Consider the following 12,631-nt stretch of genomic DNA (forward strand, 5'->3'; position numbering starts at 1 on the left):
CCCTTAGAATGCCCCACATGCAGGCCCTCCTCAACACCGTCCTCCCCGTGGCCCTGGTGGTCCTGGCGGGGTACCTCTTGGGCAAGCGGGTGCCCATGGACCTCACCACCTTAAGCCGCCTCACCCTCTACCTCCTGGTGCCCGCCCTCATCTTCGACGCCATGTACCGGGCGGAGTACTCCCGGGAAGGGCTTTTGGGCCTCACCCTGGGTTTCGCCCTCACCTACGGGCTCCTCTACCTCTTCATCGCCTTAGCAGGCCGCCTCCTCCGCCTCTCCCCCGAGGCGGCCAAAGGGCTTTTGGTATGCGCCCTCTTCCCCAACTCCGGCAACATGGGCCTCTCCCTGGTCTACTTCGCCCTGGGGGAGGAGGGCCTGAGGCGGGCGGTGGTCTATTTCATCCTCTCCAGCGCGGTCATGTTCGGCTTGGGCCCGGCCTTCATCCGGGGAGGAGGCCTTAGGGAAGGCCTTCTGTTCACCCTGCGCCTCCCCCTCTTCTACGCCCTCTTCCTGGGCCTCCTCCTCAAGGCCATAGGGATCGCCCTCCCTTTCCGCTTGGACGAGGGCGTGCGCCTCATGGGCCAGGCGGCCATCCCCGTCCTCCTCCTCACCCTGGGGATGCAGATGGCCAAGACCCGCTTCCAGGTGGGCGCCTTTGAGGGCGTGGCCAGCGGCCTAAGGCTCCTCCTCGCCCCCCTCCTAGCCTACGGGGTGGGGGCCTTGCTGGGCCTTCCCCGGCTGGAGCACCAGGTTTTGGTCCTCCAGTCCGCCACCCCGGTGGCGGTGAACGCCTTCCTCATGACCCAGGAGTTCGGGGGGGACGCCGTGAGGGTGGCCCGGAGCGTGGTGGTTTCCACTTTTTTGGCCTTCCTAACGGTGCCCCTGGTCCTCTACCTGGTCGGGGTCCGGTAGAACAGGGGTGCCCAGGTCCAGCTGGAAGAGGGGAGCCCCCTCCCAAAGCCCCACCAGGCGGTGGTAGCCCTCGGCCAGGGGGAAGCTGGCCGTGTAGGTCCCGGGGCCCTCGAGGAAAAGGGCCTTCTCGGCCACCAAGCCTTCCTCCCGGAACCACTTGAGGTGCAAATAGCCGGGGCGGGAGAGCCGTTCCACCCGCACCTCCGCCCGCGCCTCCCCCCCAGAGGGCAGAAGCCGGGCCACCACAAAAGGCCGATCCGGGGGAAGGGGCCTGCCGGGGTCTAAGGGCAAAAAGGTGTAGCGGCACCCGGAAAGGAGGGCCAAGAGGAGCAAGGGCCAAACCCGCATGGCCAAACCTCTCCCCACGCTACCGGGGCCCCCCCCCCCCCCCCCCCCCCCCCCGGGGGGGGNTCCCCCGCGGTGCAGAGGGCGAGAAGGGTCAGGGCCGCTGTTTCCGCCCGCAGGATCCTCCGCCCCAAGGTCACCGGGGTAAAGCCCCGCTCCCGGAGGAGCTCCACCTCCTCCTCAGCGAACCCTCCCTCGGGCCCCACCGCCAGGGCCAAGGGCTTCCCAAGGTCCAGGACCTCCCGCACCAAGGCTCTTGCCCCCACGTGGGCCACCAGACCCTGGGCCACCTCGGGCACCTCCCTTAGGGGAATGGGGGGAAGCACCTCAGGCACGAAAAGCCTCCCCGACTGCTTGGCCGCCTCCACCGCAATGGCCTGAAGCCTTTTCAGCTTCCCCTCCCCCATCGCCTTGGGCACAGCGTGGCGGGTGATGAGGGGCTGGATGCGGGTGGCCCCGAGCTCCGTGGCCATGCGCACCACGTCCGCCAGTTTGTCCCCCTTGAGGAGGGCGGGGTAGAGGATCACCTCCACCCCTACCTCCCGCTCGGGCCGCCGCTCCTCCAGGATGCGGTAGCGCACCGGCGGCCCCAGGTCCACCACCTCCGCCAGGGCCTCCCTTTCCGCGTCAAACACGGTGAACCGGTCCCCCACCTTGGCCCGCAGCACCTCCAGGAGGTGGTGGCTTTCCCGCAAGGAGAGGACCCCGGTGAGGCCGGGGCTATAGGCGCGGTGGGGGCGCACCTTTACCTCCGGTAGGCCAGGAGGACCCAGTCCCCCTCGGCCACCTCCTCTAGGGGCTTAAGGCCTGCCTCCCCCATAGCCCCGCGCACCCCCTCGGCCTTCTCCCGCAGGATCCCCGTGAGGAGGAGCCTGCCCCCCGGGGCCAGGGCCTGGGGGTAAAGGGGAGCAAGGTCCTGGTGAAGTTCGGCGAAGAGGTTGGCCACCACCAGGCCGAAGGGGCCCAAGGGCAGGGCTTCCTCCAGGCTCCCCAGGAGGAAACGCACCTGGACGCCGTTCCTCCTGGCGTTTTCCTCCGCCTGGGGCAAGACGCTTGCGTCCACGTCCACCCCCACCGCCTCCGCCCTCAGCTTGGCGGCGGCGATGGCCAGGATGCCGGAACCCGTCCCCAGGTCCAGCACCTTATCCCCTGGGCGCAGGTGGCGGGCCAGGGCGGCGAGGGCCAGGCGGGTGGTCTCGTGGTGCCCGGTGCCGAAGGCCATGCCGGGCTCTATCACCAAGGGGATGCCCTCTTCCTCCTTTGGGTGCCAGGGGGCCAGGACCAGGAAGGGCCCGGCGCGCACCGGCTTGAGGTCCCGCCGCCAGGCTTCTATCCAATCCTCGTCGGGGAGCTCCTCCCAGCGCCCGCCAAAGGGCAGGTCCAGAGGGGTGGGGAAGTAGGCTAAGACCTCCCCTTCCCGCTCCTCGAGGCCCCGCGCCCCCTTAGCGAAGAGCTCGGGGATGAGGGGATCCAGCTCCCAGGCGGTGCCCTTTAGGCGGTAAACCCACACCCCGCTATTCTACAAGGTAGCGGCAGCAGCTTCCCCCCTCGGCGATGCGCTCCTCCCGCAGAAGGGGAAGCCCCAGAAGCTCCTGGTAGGCCAAAAGCTCGCTCTCGCAGAGGGCCTGGTGCTCCCGGGAAAGGGCCAGCTTGGGGCAGCGCCTTTGGCAGAGGTAGAGGTGCCCCCCCTCCTCCACCACCTCCGCCTCGTAGCCCCGATCCCGCAAAAAGGCCGCCAAACGGGCAAGCTTTTCCCGCAGGGGAAGGCCCCCAAGGTTCAGGGGAGCGAAGAGGGCGCGGTTCCGCTCCAGGAGGAGTCCCACCACCCCCTCCCGCCCTAGGGCGGCCTCCAGCCCCTTGAGCACATCCCCGCAAAGGGCCGCATAGGGGGACTCCTCATCCAGCGCCTGGTAAAGGCGGTAGGGACGGCCCCGGCCCCCGCACTTGCGGAGCTCGGAGCGCACCAGACCCCGAGCCTCGAGGTCCTGGAGGTGCTTCAGGATGGCCGCCCGGCTCACCCCCAGGGCCTCCGCCACCTCCTTGGCGGTGCGGGGCCTCGCCCGCAAGAGGTCTAGAACCCGCTCCTTGGTGCCTTCCAAAAGGAGGGCCATGTTAGGCCATGGGCAAGGAGATGAAGGCCTGCACGCTGAGGGCGGCGGCCAGCTCCCGGGCCGCCTTGCGGAAGGCTTCCGCCTCGAGGCCCTCGGGGGCCTCCACCAGGATGGGCCGCCCGCGGTCGCCGCTTTCCCTAAGGGGGAGGGTGAGGGGGATCTCCCCCAGGAAGCGGGTCTTGAGCTTCTCCGCAAGCCGCCTTCCCCCCCCTTCCCCGAAGATGGGGGTGGGCTTGCCGCAGTGGGGGCAGAGGAAGGAGGACATGTTCTCCAAGACCCCCAGGACGGGCACCTGCACCTTCTTGAACATGTCCGCCGCCCTCTCGGCGTCGATCAGGGCCACCTCCTGGGGCGTAGTGACGATGACCCCGCCCGAAACCCGGGTGAGCTGGGTGAGGGAAAGCTGCACGTCCCCGGTGCCCGGGGGGAGGTCCACCACCAAATAGTCCAGCTCCCCCCAGTTCACGTCCTCCAAAAACTGCTTGATGGTGCCGTGGAGGATAGGCCCGCGCCAGATCATGGCCTGGCCCGGGGGAACGATGTTGGCGATGGAGAGGACCTTAAGGCCGTAGGCTTCCAGGGGAAGGATGCGGCGGTTCTGATCCACCTTAAGCCTCTCCCCTTCCAGCCCGAACATCTTGGCCTGGCTGGGCCCGTAGAGGTCCGCGTCCAAAAGCCCCACCTTGGCCCCCTCCTGCAAGAGAGCCAAGGCCAGGTTAGCGGCCACGGTGCTCTTGCCCACCCCGCCCTTGCCGGAGCCCACCGCCACCACGTGCTTCACCCCGGGGATGGGGTACTGCTCGGGGGCCTTCACCCCGCCGCCGAAACGCACTCGCACCTCAGACACCCCCAAGGGCTGGAGAGCCCGGCGGATATCCGCCTCAATCTGGCCTTTGAGGGGACAGGCGGGGGTGGTGAGCTGGATGAGGAGGTCCACCCTGTTCCCCTCCAGCCGCACCTCGCCCACCATGCCCAAGGAGACCAGGTCTTTGCCCAGCTCGGGGTCCATCACCGTGCGCAGGGCCTCGAGGACCCGCTCTTCGGTCAGCGCCATACCGGGCTCAGGGTATACCCGGATATAGTTTTGGGCAAGAGGTGAAGGCACAATGAGAGGCCCTGGGGCCTATACTGGTCCCGTGTACCCCGAGTGGCAAAAACATCGCTTCTACGAGCTCCACCTGGCCTGGCTGGTGCAGGGGCCAAGGGGGTACGACCTCCTTTTCAAGGTAAACCCCTACAGCCTCTACAAAACCCGTGAGAAAGCCCTGGAAGCGGCCAAGACCCTGGTGCAGGGAGGGGCCTTGGACCAGGACCCCAAGGTCGGGCCCCACCGGGCCCCCGTCCGGCTTTCCCCAGAAGACCAGGAGCGCTTCCTAGTGCTCTTGGAAAGCGGAAAGGCCTTCCTCCCCTTAGACCGCTACGCCCTCTTGGGCGAGGTGGCCGAGGTGGAGGAAAGGCTCCTCCACCGCGCCCCCTTCCAGGACCCCACGAACGTGCTGCATAGCCTAAAGGGCCTTCCCGTGCGCCTCCTCTACACCCCCCTCAACGACCCCGAGGCGGAAAGCCAAGAGCTGGCCCAGGGCACCCTTACCCTCTCCCCGGAGGGTCTGGCGGTAGGGGCCGTGCGCCTCGCCCTGCCCCCGGAAACCCTGGTGGAAGGCCTGGCCTACGAGGAGGCCTTCTTCACCCTGGGGGAAGGGCGCTACTACCTCTACGCCCTTTCGGGCTCCACGCCCTCGTAGAGGGCCTCGAGGTCCAAAAGCGCTTCCAGGCAGGGCAGAGGCACCCGCCCCGCCGCGTAAACCTCCAGGCAGAAGCCCGCCCCTTCCCGGCGGTAGACCTCCACCCGGGGCTCCCGGGTGCTCACCAGCAAGTAAGCCTCCAAGGCAGCGAGACGCAGGTAGTTGTGACGCTTCTCCCCCCGGTCAAGGCGCTCCGTGCTAGGGGAAACCACCTCGGCCACCAAACAGGGGTTCTCCTCATAAAGGGGGTGCGGGGTGCCCGCCCCACAGACCACCATGAGGTCGGGGTAGTAGACGGTGTGCTCGGCCAAGCGGAGCTTGACCGTCTCCACATAAAGGCGGCAACCCCGGGCGCGGGCCGCCGGGCGCAGGAGGAAGGCCAGGTTCTGCACCAGGAGGTTGTGGGCCTTGCTGGCCCCCGCCATGGCGTAGGGGATGCCCTCCAGGAGCTCATGGCGCACGGGGCTTTGTGCCTCCATCTCCAGGTAGGCGGCAAGGCTCAGGGGTAAGGTCCTGGCTGCCTCGCCCATGTGCCCACATGGTAGCACCTCTTGGGTAAAGTGGTGGGTAGCATGGACCTGCCCAAGGCCTATGATCCCAAAGCGGTGGAGCCCAAGTGGGCGGAGCGGTGGGCGAAAAACCCCTTTGTGGCCAACCCCAAAAGCGGCAAGAAGCCCTTCGTCATCTTCATGCCGCCCCCCAACGTCACGGGCTCCCTCCACATGGGCCACGCCCTGGACAACTCCCTGCAGGACGCCCTCATCCGCTTCAAGCGCATGCAGGGGTTTGAAGCGGTCTGGCTCCCCGGCACCGACCACGCCGGCATCGCCACCCAGGTGGTGGTGGAGAGGCTCCTCCTCAAGGAAGGCAAAACCCGGCACGACCTGGGGCGGGAGGCCTTCTTGCAAAGGGTCTGGCAGTGGAAGGAGGAGTCTGGGGGGACCATCCTGCGCCAGCTCAAGCGCCTCGGGGCCAGCGCCGACTGGAGCCGGGAGGCCTTCACCATGGACGAGGCCCGCTCCAAGGCGGTGCGCTACGCCTTCAGCCGCTACTACCACGAGGGCCTGGCCTACCGCGCCCCCCGCCTGGTGAACTGGTGCCCCCGGTGCGAGACCACCCTTTCGGACCTCGAGGTGGAAACCGAGCCCACCCCGGGCAAGCTCTACACCCTGCGCTACGAAGTGGAGGGCGGGGAGGCCATCGCCATCGCCACCGTGCGCCCGGAAACGGTCTTCGCCGACCAGGCTATCGCCATCCACCCCGAGGACGAGCGCTACCAAGGGCTCATCGGGAAGAAGGCCCGCATCCCCCTCACGGATATCTGGATCCCCATCCTGGCCGACCCCGCCGTGGAGCGGGACTTCGGCACCGGGGCCCTCAAGGTCACCCCTGCCCACGACCCCACGGACTACGAGATCGGCCTCCGCCACGGCCTGGAGCCGGTTTCCGTCATCGACCTGGAAGGCCGAATGGTGGGCGAACGCGTGCCCGAAGCCCTTAGGGGCCTGGAGCGCTTCCAGGCCCGGAAGCGGGCGGTGGAGCTTTTCCGCGAGGCGGGCCACCTCTTAAAAGAAGAGGACTACACCATCCAGATGGCCACCTGCTCCCGCTGCGGCACGCCCCTGGAGTACGCCATCTTCCCCCAGTGGTGGCTTGCCATGAAGCCCCTGGCGGAAAAGGTCATCCAGGGCCTGGAGCGGGACGAGATCGCCTTCGTGCCCGAGCGCTGGAAGCGAGTAAACCTTGACTGGCTTAGGAACGTCAAGGACTGGAACATCTCCCGCCAGCTCTGGTGGGGGCACCAGATCCCCGCCTGGTACTGCCAAGACTGCGGGGCGGTGAACGTGCCGCCCCCTGAGCGCTACCTGGAAGACCCCAAGGCCTGCCAAGCCTGCGGAAGCCCGAACCTCAAGCGGGATGAGGACGTCTTTGACACCTGGTTCTCCTCGGCCCTTTGGCCCCTTTCCACCCTGGGCTGGCCCGAGGCAACGGAAGACCTCAAGGCCTTCTACCCCGGGGACGTCCTGGTCACGGGCTACGACATCCTCTTCCTCTGGGTTTCCCGCATGGAGGTTTCCGGCTACCACTTCTTAGGGGAAAGGCCCTTCAAGACCGTGCTCCTCCACGGCCTCGTCCTGGACGAGAAGGGGCAGAAGATGAGCAAGTCCAAGGGGAACGTCATCGACCCCTTGGAGATGGTGGAACGCTACGGGGCGGACGCCCTCCGCTTCGCCCTCACCTACCTGGCCACGGGGGGGCAGGATATAAGGCTGGACCTCCGCTGGCTGGAAATGGCCCGGAACTTTGCCAACAAGCTTTACAACGCTGCCCGCTTCGTCCTCATGAGCCGGGAAGGCTTCCAGGCCAAAACCGAGGCCCCCACCCTAGCGGACCGCTTCATGCAAAGCCGCCTCGCCCGGGGGGTGCGGGAAATCACCGCCCTCTTTGAGGCCCTAGACCTGGCCCAGGCGGCCAGGGAGATCTACGAGTTGGTCTGGAGCGAGTTCTGCGACTGGTACCTGGAGGCCAGCAAGCCAGCCCTCAAGGCAGGGAATGCCTTTACCCTACGCACCCTCGAGGAAACCCTCGCCACCCTCCTCAAGCTCCTCCACCCCATCATGCCCTTCCTCACCAGCGAGCTCTACCAGGCCCTCACGGGCAAGGAGGAGCTGGCCCTGGAGCCTTGGCCAGAAGACGGCCAAGAGGACCCGGAGGCCGAGGCCCGGTTTGAGGCCCTGAAACAGGCGGTTTCGGCGGTGCGGGCCTTGAAGGCGGAGGCCGGGCTTCCCCTGGCCCAGGAGGTGCGGGTGTACCTGGAGGGGGAGGTGGACGCCGTCCTGGAGAACCTGGAGGCCTTCCGCTTCCTGGCCCGGGCCGAGGTCCTTGGCGAAAGGCCGGACAAGGCCCTGGTGAAGGCCATGCCCAAGGTGACGGTGCGCATGCCCCTGGAGGGGCTTTTGGATGTGGAAGAGTGGAAGCGCCGCCAGGAGAAGCGCCTAAAGGAGCTTCTCGCCCTGGCGGAGCGGAGCCAGAAGAAGCTTTCTGCCCCCGGCTTCCGGGAAAAAGCCCCCAGGGAGGTGGTGGAGGCGGAGGAGCTACGCCTCAAGGAAAACCTGGAGCAGGCGGCCCGGTTGCAGGAAGCCCTCAGCCAAATAGGGTGAGCCTGGGGTCGTGGGCCTCGCCAGGGGCCTCGGCCACCGCCTCAGCCAGGCGCAGGTTCACGGTGACGAAGGGGAAGGTTTCCTGGGGTGGGAGTTCCACAATGGGGCGATCCGGGGCGAGGGTGTACAGCTTGGCCTCGAGGAGGGTCTGGAAGGGCTTGGCCTGGGAAAGGTGGTCGGAAAGCCGCACCCCCCGGGGCACCAAAAGCTCCCCCGCCAAGAGGTAGTCCCCAAAGAGGAAGGCCAGGCGCTTGCGCTCCAACAGGCTGGGGCTGGTGCGGGGCTCGCTGGGCCTCCCTCCCACCATCCACTGGATGCGCTCCTTGCGCAGGGCCAGAAAACCGGTGCTGGCCTTGAGCTCCTTGGTCTCGGGGGGGTGGGCGTAGCCCGGGGTGTAGATGAGGGCTCCGGTCACGGGGAGGTAGGGCTTCTCGTGGTTCAATAGGTCGGCGGTGCCGGTGGTGGGCACCAGGTAGACCATACCGTACACCCGGTACGCCTGGGTGTAGATCCGGGCCTCGTGGGCTTCCCGCGGCTGTTTGTACATGGGTTCCCTCCCTCAGGTCAGAGCGCTGCTGGGGGTCAAGGCCTCCCAGTAAGCCAGGAGGGCCTCGCTGAAAAGGCCGGCATGCCCCCGTTCATAGGCCAGGAGCAAATGGCGGCGGAGGAGGTGCTTCAGCCGTTCCTCCCCGGTGTTCAGAACGGGGGGCTTCCCCAGGCGCTCCCGCAGGAGGGCCCCCAAGGCCACCTCCACCCGCCCCACCTTGACGGGAAAAGGCGGAAGGCCAAGCCAAAGGGAAGCCTCCTCGGGAGGAAGGAGGCGGAAGCCGGCCTTTTGAGCGTAGGCCAGGCCCTCGAGGTTGTCCTCGGGCACGTACACCCCCTCCCCCATCCGGGCCCGGGCCAGGGCCTCGGGGAAGGGAATGGGTATGGCAAAGGGCTCCACGCCCCCTAGGAGTTGCCCCGGCTCCCGGAAGTCCACCGCCTGGGCCTCGTAGCTCACGGTGCCGTTCCAGCGGTTTTCCACGAGGGCCGCCGCCACCTCCACCGCCTCCGGCACCGCCCGCTCCCCCATCCGCCAAGCCACCACCCGCACCCCGCCCAGGCGGAAGGCCAGGTGCCGCCCCTCCCCCATGGCCCGCACGCCCTCAGCCTCCCCGAAAAGGAGGAAGAGGGGCTCCTCGTTCCCCGCCCCGAAGGGCTCCAGGGCCTTTAGCCCCTCATGAACCTCCGGGAGGAGGGAAGGAGGCGGGAGAAGCCCCAGGAGGGGTACCTCCCGCAGGGGATCGGGGAACTGGGCGGCAAAGGCTTGGATGCGCTTTTGGAACTCGGGGAAGCGGGCCTCGTCCAGGGCGAAGCCCGCCGCTTCCCGGTGGCCGCCGTAGCGCAAAAGGAGGTCCTCTGCGGCCTTGAGGGCCTCCACGGCGCTCACCGGGGGGAGGCTCCGCACCGTCCCTTTCCCCTGGGCCACGATGAAGACCGGGCGCAAGGTGGCCTCGAGGATCCGGCTAGCCACAATGCCCATCACGCCCGGGTGCCCCTCCGGGTCGTGGAGGACGATGGCCTTGGCCTCGGGGTCGGCCTGGGGAAGGAGTCTCCTCAGCATCTCCTCCTCTATGACCTGACGGCGAGCGTTCAGCCGATTGAGCTCCTCCACCAGACCCCTAGCCTCCTCCTCGTCCTCGGTGAGGAGGAGCCTCAAGGCCTTTTCCGCCTGGCCCAGGCGGCTTGCGGCGTTGATGCGGGGGGCGATGCGGAAGGCCACCTCCACCGCCTTGCCCGTATAGCCCACGCTCTCCGCCAAAAGCCTTAGGCCCAAGGTGGAAGAGGTGGGAAGGCGCCAAAGGCCCTCCCGCACCAGGGCCCGGTTCCAGCCCCAAAGGGGAGCCACGTCGGCGATGGTGCCCACCGCCGCCAGGTCCGCGTACTCCAGGGGCGGGGGAAGGCCGAGGCGCTCACGAAGGGCCCAAAGGAGGAGAAAGGCCACCCCCGCCCCCGTGGGGTGCTCCCCCAGGCCCGGGGTGTAGGCGGGGTGGAGGACCACCCCCGGGGGCGGGCCCCCTTTGGGGGTGTGGTGGTCCGTGACCAGAACCTCCACCCCGTTTTCCACCAGTTCCCGCAGCTCTGCGTGGTTGGCGATGCCGCAGTCCACGGTGAGGAAGACCTCGGCCGCCTCCAGGTGTTCGGGAACCCGGTGGGGGTGCACCCCGTACCCCTCCTCGAGGCGGTGGGGGATGAAGGGGTGAGCGTCTGCCCCCAAAGCCCAAAGGCCCCTGAGGAGGAGCGCCGTGCCCGTGAGACCATCCGCATCGTAGTCCCCGTGGATGCGGATCCGCTTCCCCTCCCGAATGGCCCTCTGGAGGAGGTCCACCGCCTCGGACAAACCCTTCAGGGGCAGGAGCCTAAGGGGCGGGTCCAGGTCCTCCCGCGCCCTCACCCCCCGGTGCCAGTAGGCCAGGGCCACCTCCGGCCCCACCCCAAAGGTCTCCATGAGGGCCCGCCACTCAGGGAGGGGCGGCAGGGGGAGGAGCTTCCAGCGGGTGCGGTCCTTCATGCCTCTTCCCTATCGGGGATTTTGGGGATCTCCTCAATGCGCTCCCGCTTCAGGGCGTTGACCTCCCCCTGAAGCCGCCGCACCTCCCGGAGCAGGGCCCGCCGCTCGGCGAAGGCCCCCCACCCCATCGCCAAGGCGTAAAGCCCTCCCACCAGGAAGCCCAGGGCGTAGGCCCCGGGGAGGAGGTAGTAAAGGGGCCAGGGGCCCCAAGGCGTGGGCACCTCCAGGAAGGGCAGGGCAACATAGAGGTAAAGGGAAGCCCCCGCCACGCCCAAAGAGGCAAGCAGGAAGACCCAGTGGGCGAGCTTCATACGCCTCCAGGATATCCCTTTAGGCGAAGTCCCGCAGGCGGATGCGACCCTCGTAAAGCGCCTTGCCCAAAAGGGCGTCCTCCACCCCCAGGCGCTTTAAACCCAGAAGGTCCTCCGGGCCAGCGATCCCCCCGCCCGCAATGAGCTCATGGGGCCAGGCCTCCCGCACCCGGGCCACCACCTCCAGATCCAAGCCCTTTAGGGTTCCATCCCGGCGCACGTCGGTGTAGATGACCGTGCGCACCCCCATGGCCTCCCAGGTGCGGAGGAGGTCCAAGGCGGAGAGGGAAGCCTGCTCCTGCCAGCCGGAAACCACCACCTCGAGGCCCTTCGCATCCAGGGCCACGGCCAAGCGCTCAGGCCCTGCCTCCTCCAGCATTCTCTGCAAAAGGAGAGGGGCCTTCACCGCCACCGTGCCCACCACCGCCCGGCTGGCTCCCAAGGCCAGCACCTCCTTCAGCACCTCTAGGGAGCGCACCCCACCCCCCACCTGAAAGGGCACCCGAAGGGCCTCAGCGATGCGGCGGATGGCCTCTTGGTTCTCCCCCAAGCCCAGGGCCCGGTCCAGGTCCACCAGGTGGAGGAGCTTGGCCCCCTCCTCCTGCCACCTTAGGGCCAGGGCCACCGGGTCCCCGTAGACGGTCTCCCGAGCGGGGTCCCCCTCGTAGAGCCGGACCGCCTTGCCCCCCTTCAGGTCCACGGCGGGAATCAACAACATGGGGCTATCCTACCAGCGCCCTCAGGGCTTCCTCCAGATCGGGGCTTCGCATGAAGCTGGTGCCGATGAGCACCGCATCAAAAAGCCCCTCTAGGGGTTTCAGCTCCTCCCGGCTGGAGTACCCCGACTCCGCCACCAAGACGCCCTGGAAGCCCCGCGCCCGGGCCAGGCGGCCCAGGCGGGGGGCGGTGGCGAGGTCGATGCGCAAGGTGGCAAGATCGCGGTTGTTGATGCCGAGGATCTCCGCCCCCGCCTCCAAGGCCACCTCCAGCTCCCTTTCCGTGTGTACCTCCACCAGGGCCTCGAGGCCAAGCCGCCGGGCTTCCTCCAGGTAGGCCCCGGTGAGCTCCCCCAAGAGGGCCACGATGAGGAGGGCGGCGCTCGCCCCATGGGCCCGGGCCTCCTGAAGCATAAAGGGGTCCACCACGAAGTCCTTGCGCAACAGGGGCAAGGCCACTCCCTGGCGCACCCGCTTTAGGTCTTCCAGGCTCCCCCCGAAGCGGTGGGGTTCGGTGAGGACGCTCACCGCCCTGGCCCCACCCCGCGCGTAGGCCTGGGCGGCCTCCACAGGGTCCATGTCCCGGATGGCTCCTTCGGAGGGGCTTGCCCGCTTCACCTCGGCGATGACGGAAAGCCCGGGCAGGAGGAGGGCTTCTCGGAAGGAGGGAACGGGTTCGGGCTCGGGCAAGGGATAGGGGGCCACCTCGAGGGCCCTTTGCCGGGCGATCTCCCCCAAAACCCCCGGCACCCCGGCAAGGTCGGGCCTCATGGGAGCATT

General features: G+C 68.1%; 13 protein-coding genes and 1 pseudogene. 3 read left to right on the forward strand and 11 right to left on the reverse strand.

Translation table 11 applies throughout. The annotated features are described in order from the left end of the window. Positions 1-8 precede the first annotated feature (8 nt). The gene (locus tag L1088_RS00500) at positions 9-911 is read left to right on the forward strand and encodes an AEC family transporter (RefSeq protein WP_234553258.1); all 903 of its coding nucleotides are present in this window, start codon (positions 9-11) and stop codon (positions 909-911) included. Here the strand turns inward: L1088_RS00500 and L1088_RS00505 are convergent. The 5 genes and pseudogenes from L1088_RS00505 to L1088_RS00525 all read right to left on the reverse strand — a co-directional run bounded on the left by L1088_RS00505 (position 870) and on the right by L1088_RS00525 (position 4,421). Then, positions 870-1,259 (reverse strand): hypothetical protein, encoded by a 390-nt coding sequence (locus L1088_RS00505; RefSeq protein WP_234553259.1) that lies wholly within the window; start codon positions 1,257-1,259, stop codon positions 870-872. The genes L1088_RS00500 and L1088_RS00505 overlap by 42 nt on opposite strands. 65 nt (positions 1,260-1,324) lie before the next feature. Next, positions 1,325-1,999 (reverse strand): annotated as a pseudogene (locus L1088_RS00510) (16S rRNA (uracil(1498)-N(3))-methyltransferase); the annotation flags it as partial. 2 nt (positions 2,000-2,001) lie between these two features. Next, positions 2,002-2,766, reverse strand: a complete 765-nt coding sequence (locus L1088_RS00515) for a 50S ribosomal protein L11 methyltransferase (RefSeq protein ID WP_234553260.1) — start codon at positions 2,764-2,766, stop codon at positions 2,002-2,004. A 4-nt stretch (positions 2,767-2,770) separates the two neighbouring features. After that, positions 2,771-3,367 (reverse strand): helix-turn-helix transcriptional regulator, encoded by a 597-nt coding sequence (locus L1088_RS00520; protein WP_038046940.1) that lies wholly within the window; start codon positions 3,365-3,367, stop codon positions 2,771-2,773. 1 nt (position 3,368) lies between these two features. After that, positions 3,369-4,421 carry an Mrp/NBP35 family ATP-binding protein gene (locus L1088_RS00525; protein ID WP_234553261.1) on the reverse strand — a complete coding sequence of 351 codons (1,053 nt, stop codon included), beginning with the start codon at positions 4,419-4,421 and terminating at the stop codon, positions 3,369-3,371. Positions 4,422-4,503: 82 nt separating this feature from the next. Between L1088_RS00525 and L1088_RS00530 the strand changes: the two genes are divergently transcribed. After that, positions 4,504-5,109 carry a hypothetical protein gene (locus tag L1088_RS00530; protein ID WP_234553262.1) on the forward strand — a complete coding sequence of 202 codons (606 nt, stop codon included), beginning with the start codon at positions 4,504-4,506 and terminating at the stop codon, positions 5,107-5,109. On the opposite strand, the gene L1088_RS00535 is transcribed toward L1088_RS00530, so the two are convergent. Next, positions 5,079-5,639, reverse strand: coding sequence for a Uma2 family endonuclease (locus tag L1088_RS00535; RefSeq protein ID WP_234553263.1), 561 nt, complete (start codon positions 5,637-5,639; stop codon positions 5,079-5,081). The genes L1088_RS00530 and L1088_RS00535 overlap by 31 nt on opposite strands. 42 nt (positions 5,640-5,681) lie before the next feature. On the opposite strand from L1088_RS00535, the gene L1088_RS00540 reads away from it, so the two are divergent. Then, entirely contained in the window at positions 5,682-8,270 is a 2,589-nt protein-coding gene (locus tag L1088_RS00540) for a valine--tRNA ligase (RefSeq protein ID WP_234553264.1), read from the forward strand. Here the strand turns inward: L1088_RS00540 and L1088_RS00545 are convergent. Genes L1088_RS00545 through trpC form a run of 5 tightly spaced genes read right to left on the reverse strand, consistent with a single transcriptional unit; the run spans position 8,254 to position 12,622 of the window. Then, a complete protein-coding gene (locus tag L1088_RS00545) occupies positions 8,254-8,817 on the reverse strand; it encodes a DUF6812 domain-containing protein (protein ID WP_234553265.1) in 564 nt (187 codons plus the stop codon). The two genes, L1088_RS00540 and L1088_RS00545, sit on opposite strands and share 17 nt — an antisense overlap. Positions 8,818-8,829: 12 nt before the next feature. Next, positions 8,830-10,824, reverse strand: coding sequence for a single-stranded-DNA-specific exonuclease RecJ (locus L1088_RS00550; RefSeq protein WP_234553266.1), 1,995 nt, complete (start codon positions 10,822-10,824; stop codon positions 8,830-8,832). Continuing rightward, on the reverse strand, positions 10,821-11,135 hold the full coding sequence (locus L1088_RS00555) for a LapA family protein (RefSeq protein WP_038046959.1): 315 nt from the start codon (positions 11,133-11,135) through the stop codon (positions 10,821-10,823). The genes L1088_RS00550 and L1088_RS00555 overlap by 4 nt, the downstream gene beginning before the upstream one ends. A gap of 19 nt (positions 11,136-11,154) precedes the next feature. Continuing rightward, positions 11,155-11,853 carry a 1-(5-phosphoribosyl)-5-[(5-phosphoribosylamino)methylideneamino]imidazole-4-carboxamide isomerase gene (gene hisA / locus L1088_RS00560; protein WP_234553267.1) on the reverse strand — a complete coding sequence of 233 codons (699 nt, stop codon included), beginning with the start codon at positions 11,851-11,853 and terminating at the stop codon, positions 11,155-11,157. Positions 11,854-11,857: 4 nt separating this feature from the next. After that, entirely contained in the window at positions 11,858-12,622 is a 765-nt protein-coding gene (gene trpC, locus L1088_RS00565; protein ID WP_234553268.1) for an indole-3-glycerol phosphate synthase TrpC, read from the reverse strand. Between the last annotated feature and the right edge of the window lie 9 nt (positions 12,623-12,631).

Origin of the sequence: Thermus caliditerrae (genome assembly GCF_021462525.1) — a bacterium.
In the GTDB taxonomy this organism is placed as follows: Bacteria; Deinococcota; Deinococci; order Deinococcales; family Thermaceae; genus Thermus; species Thermus caliditerrae.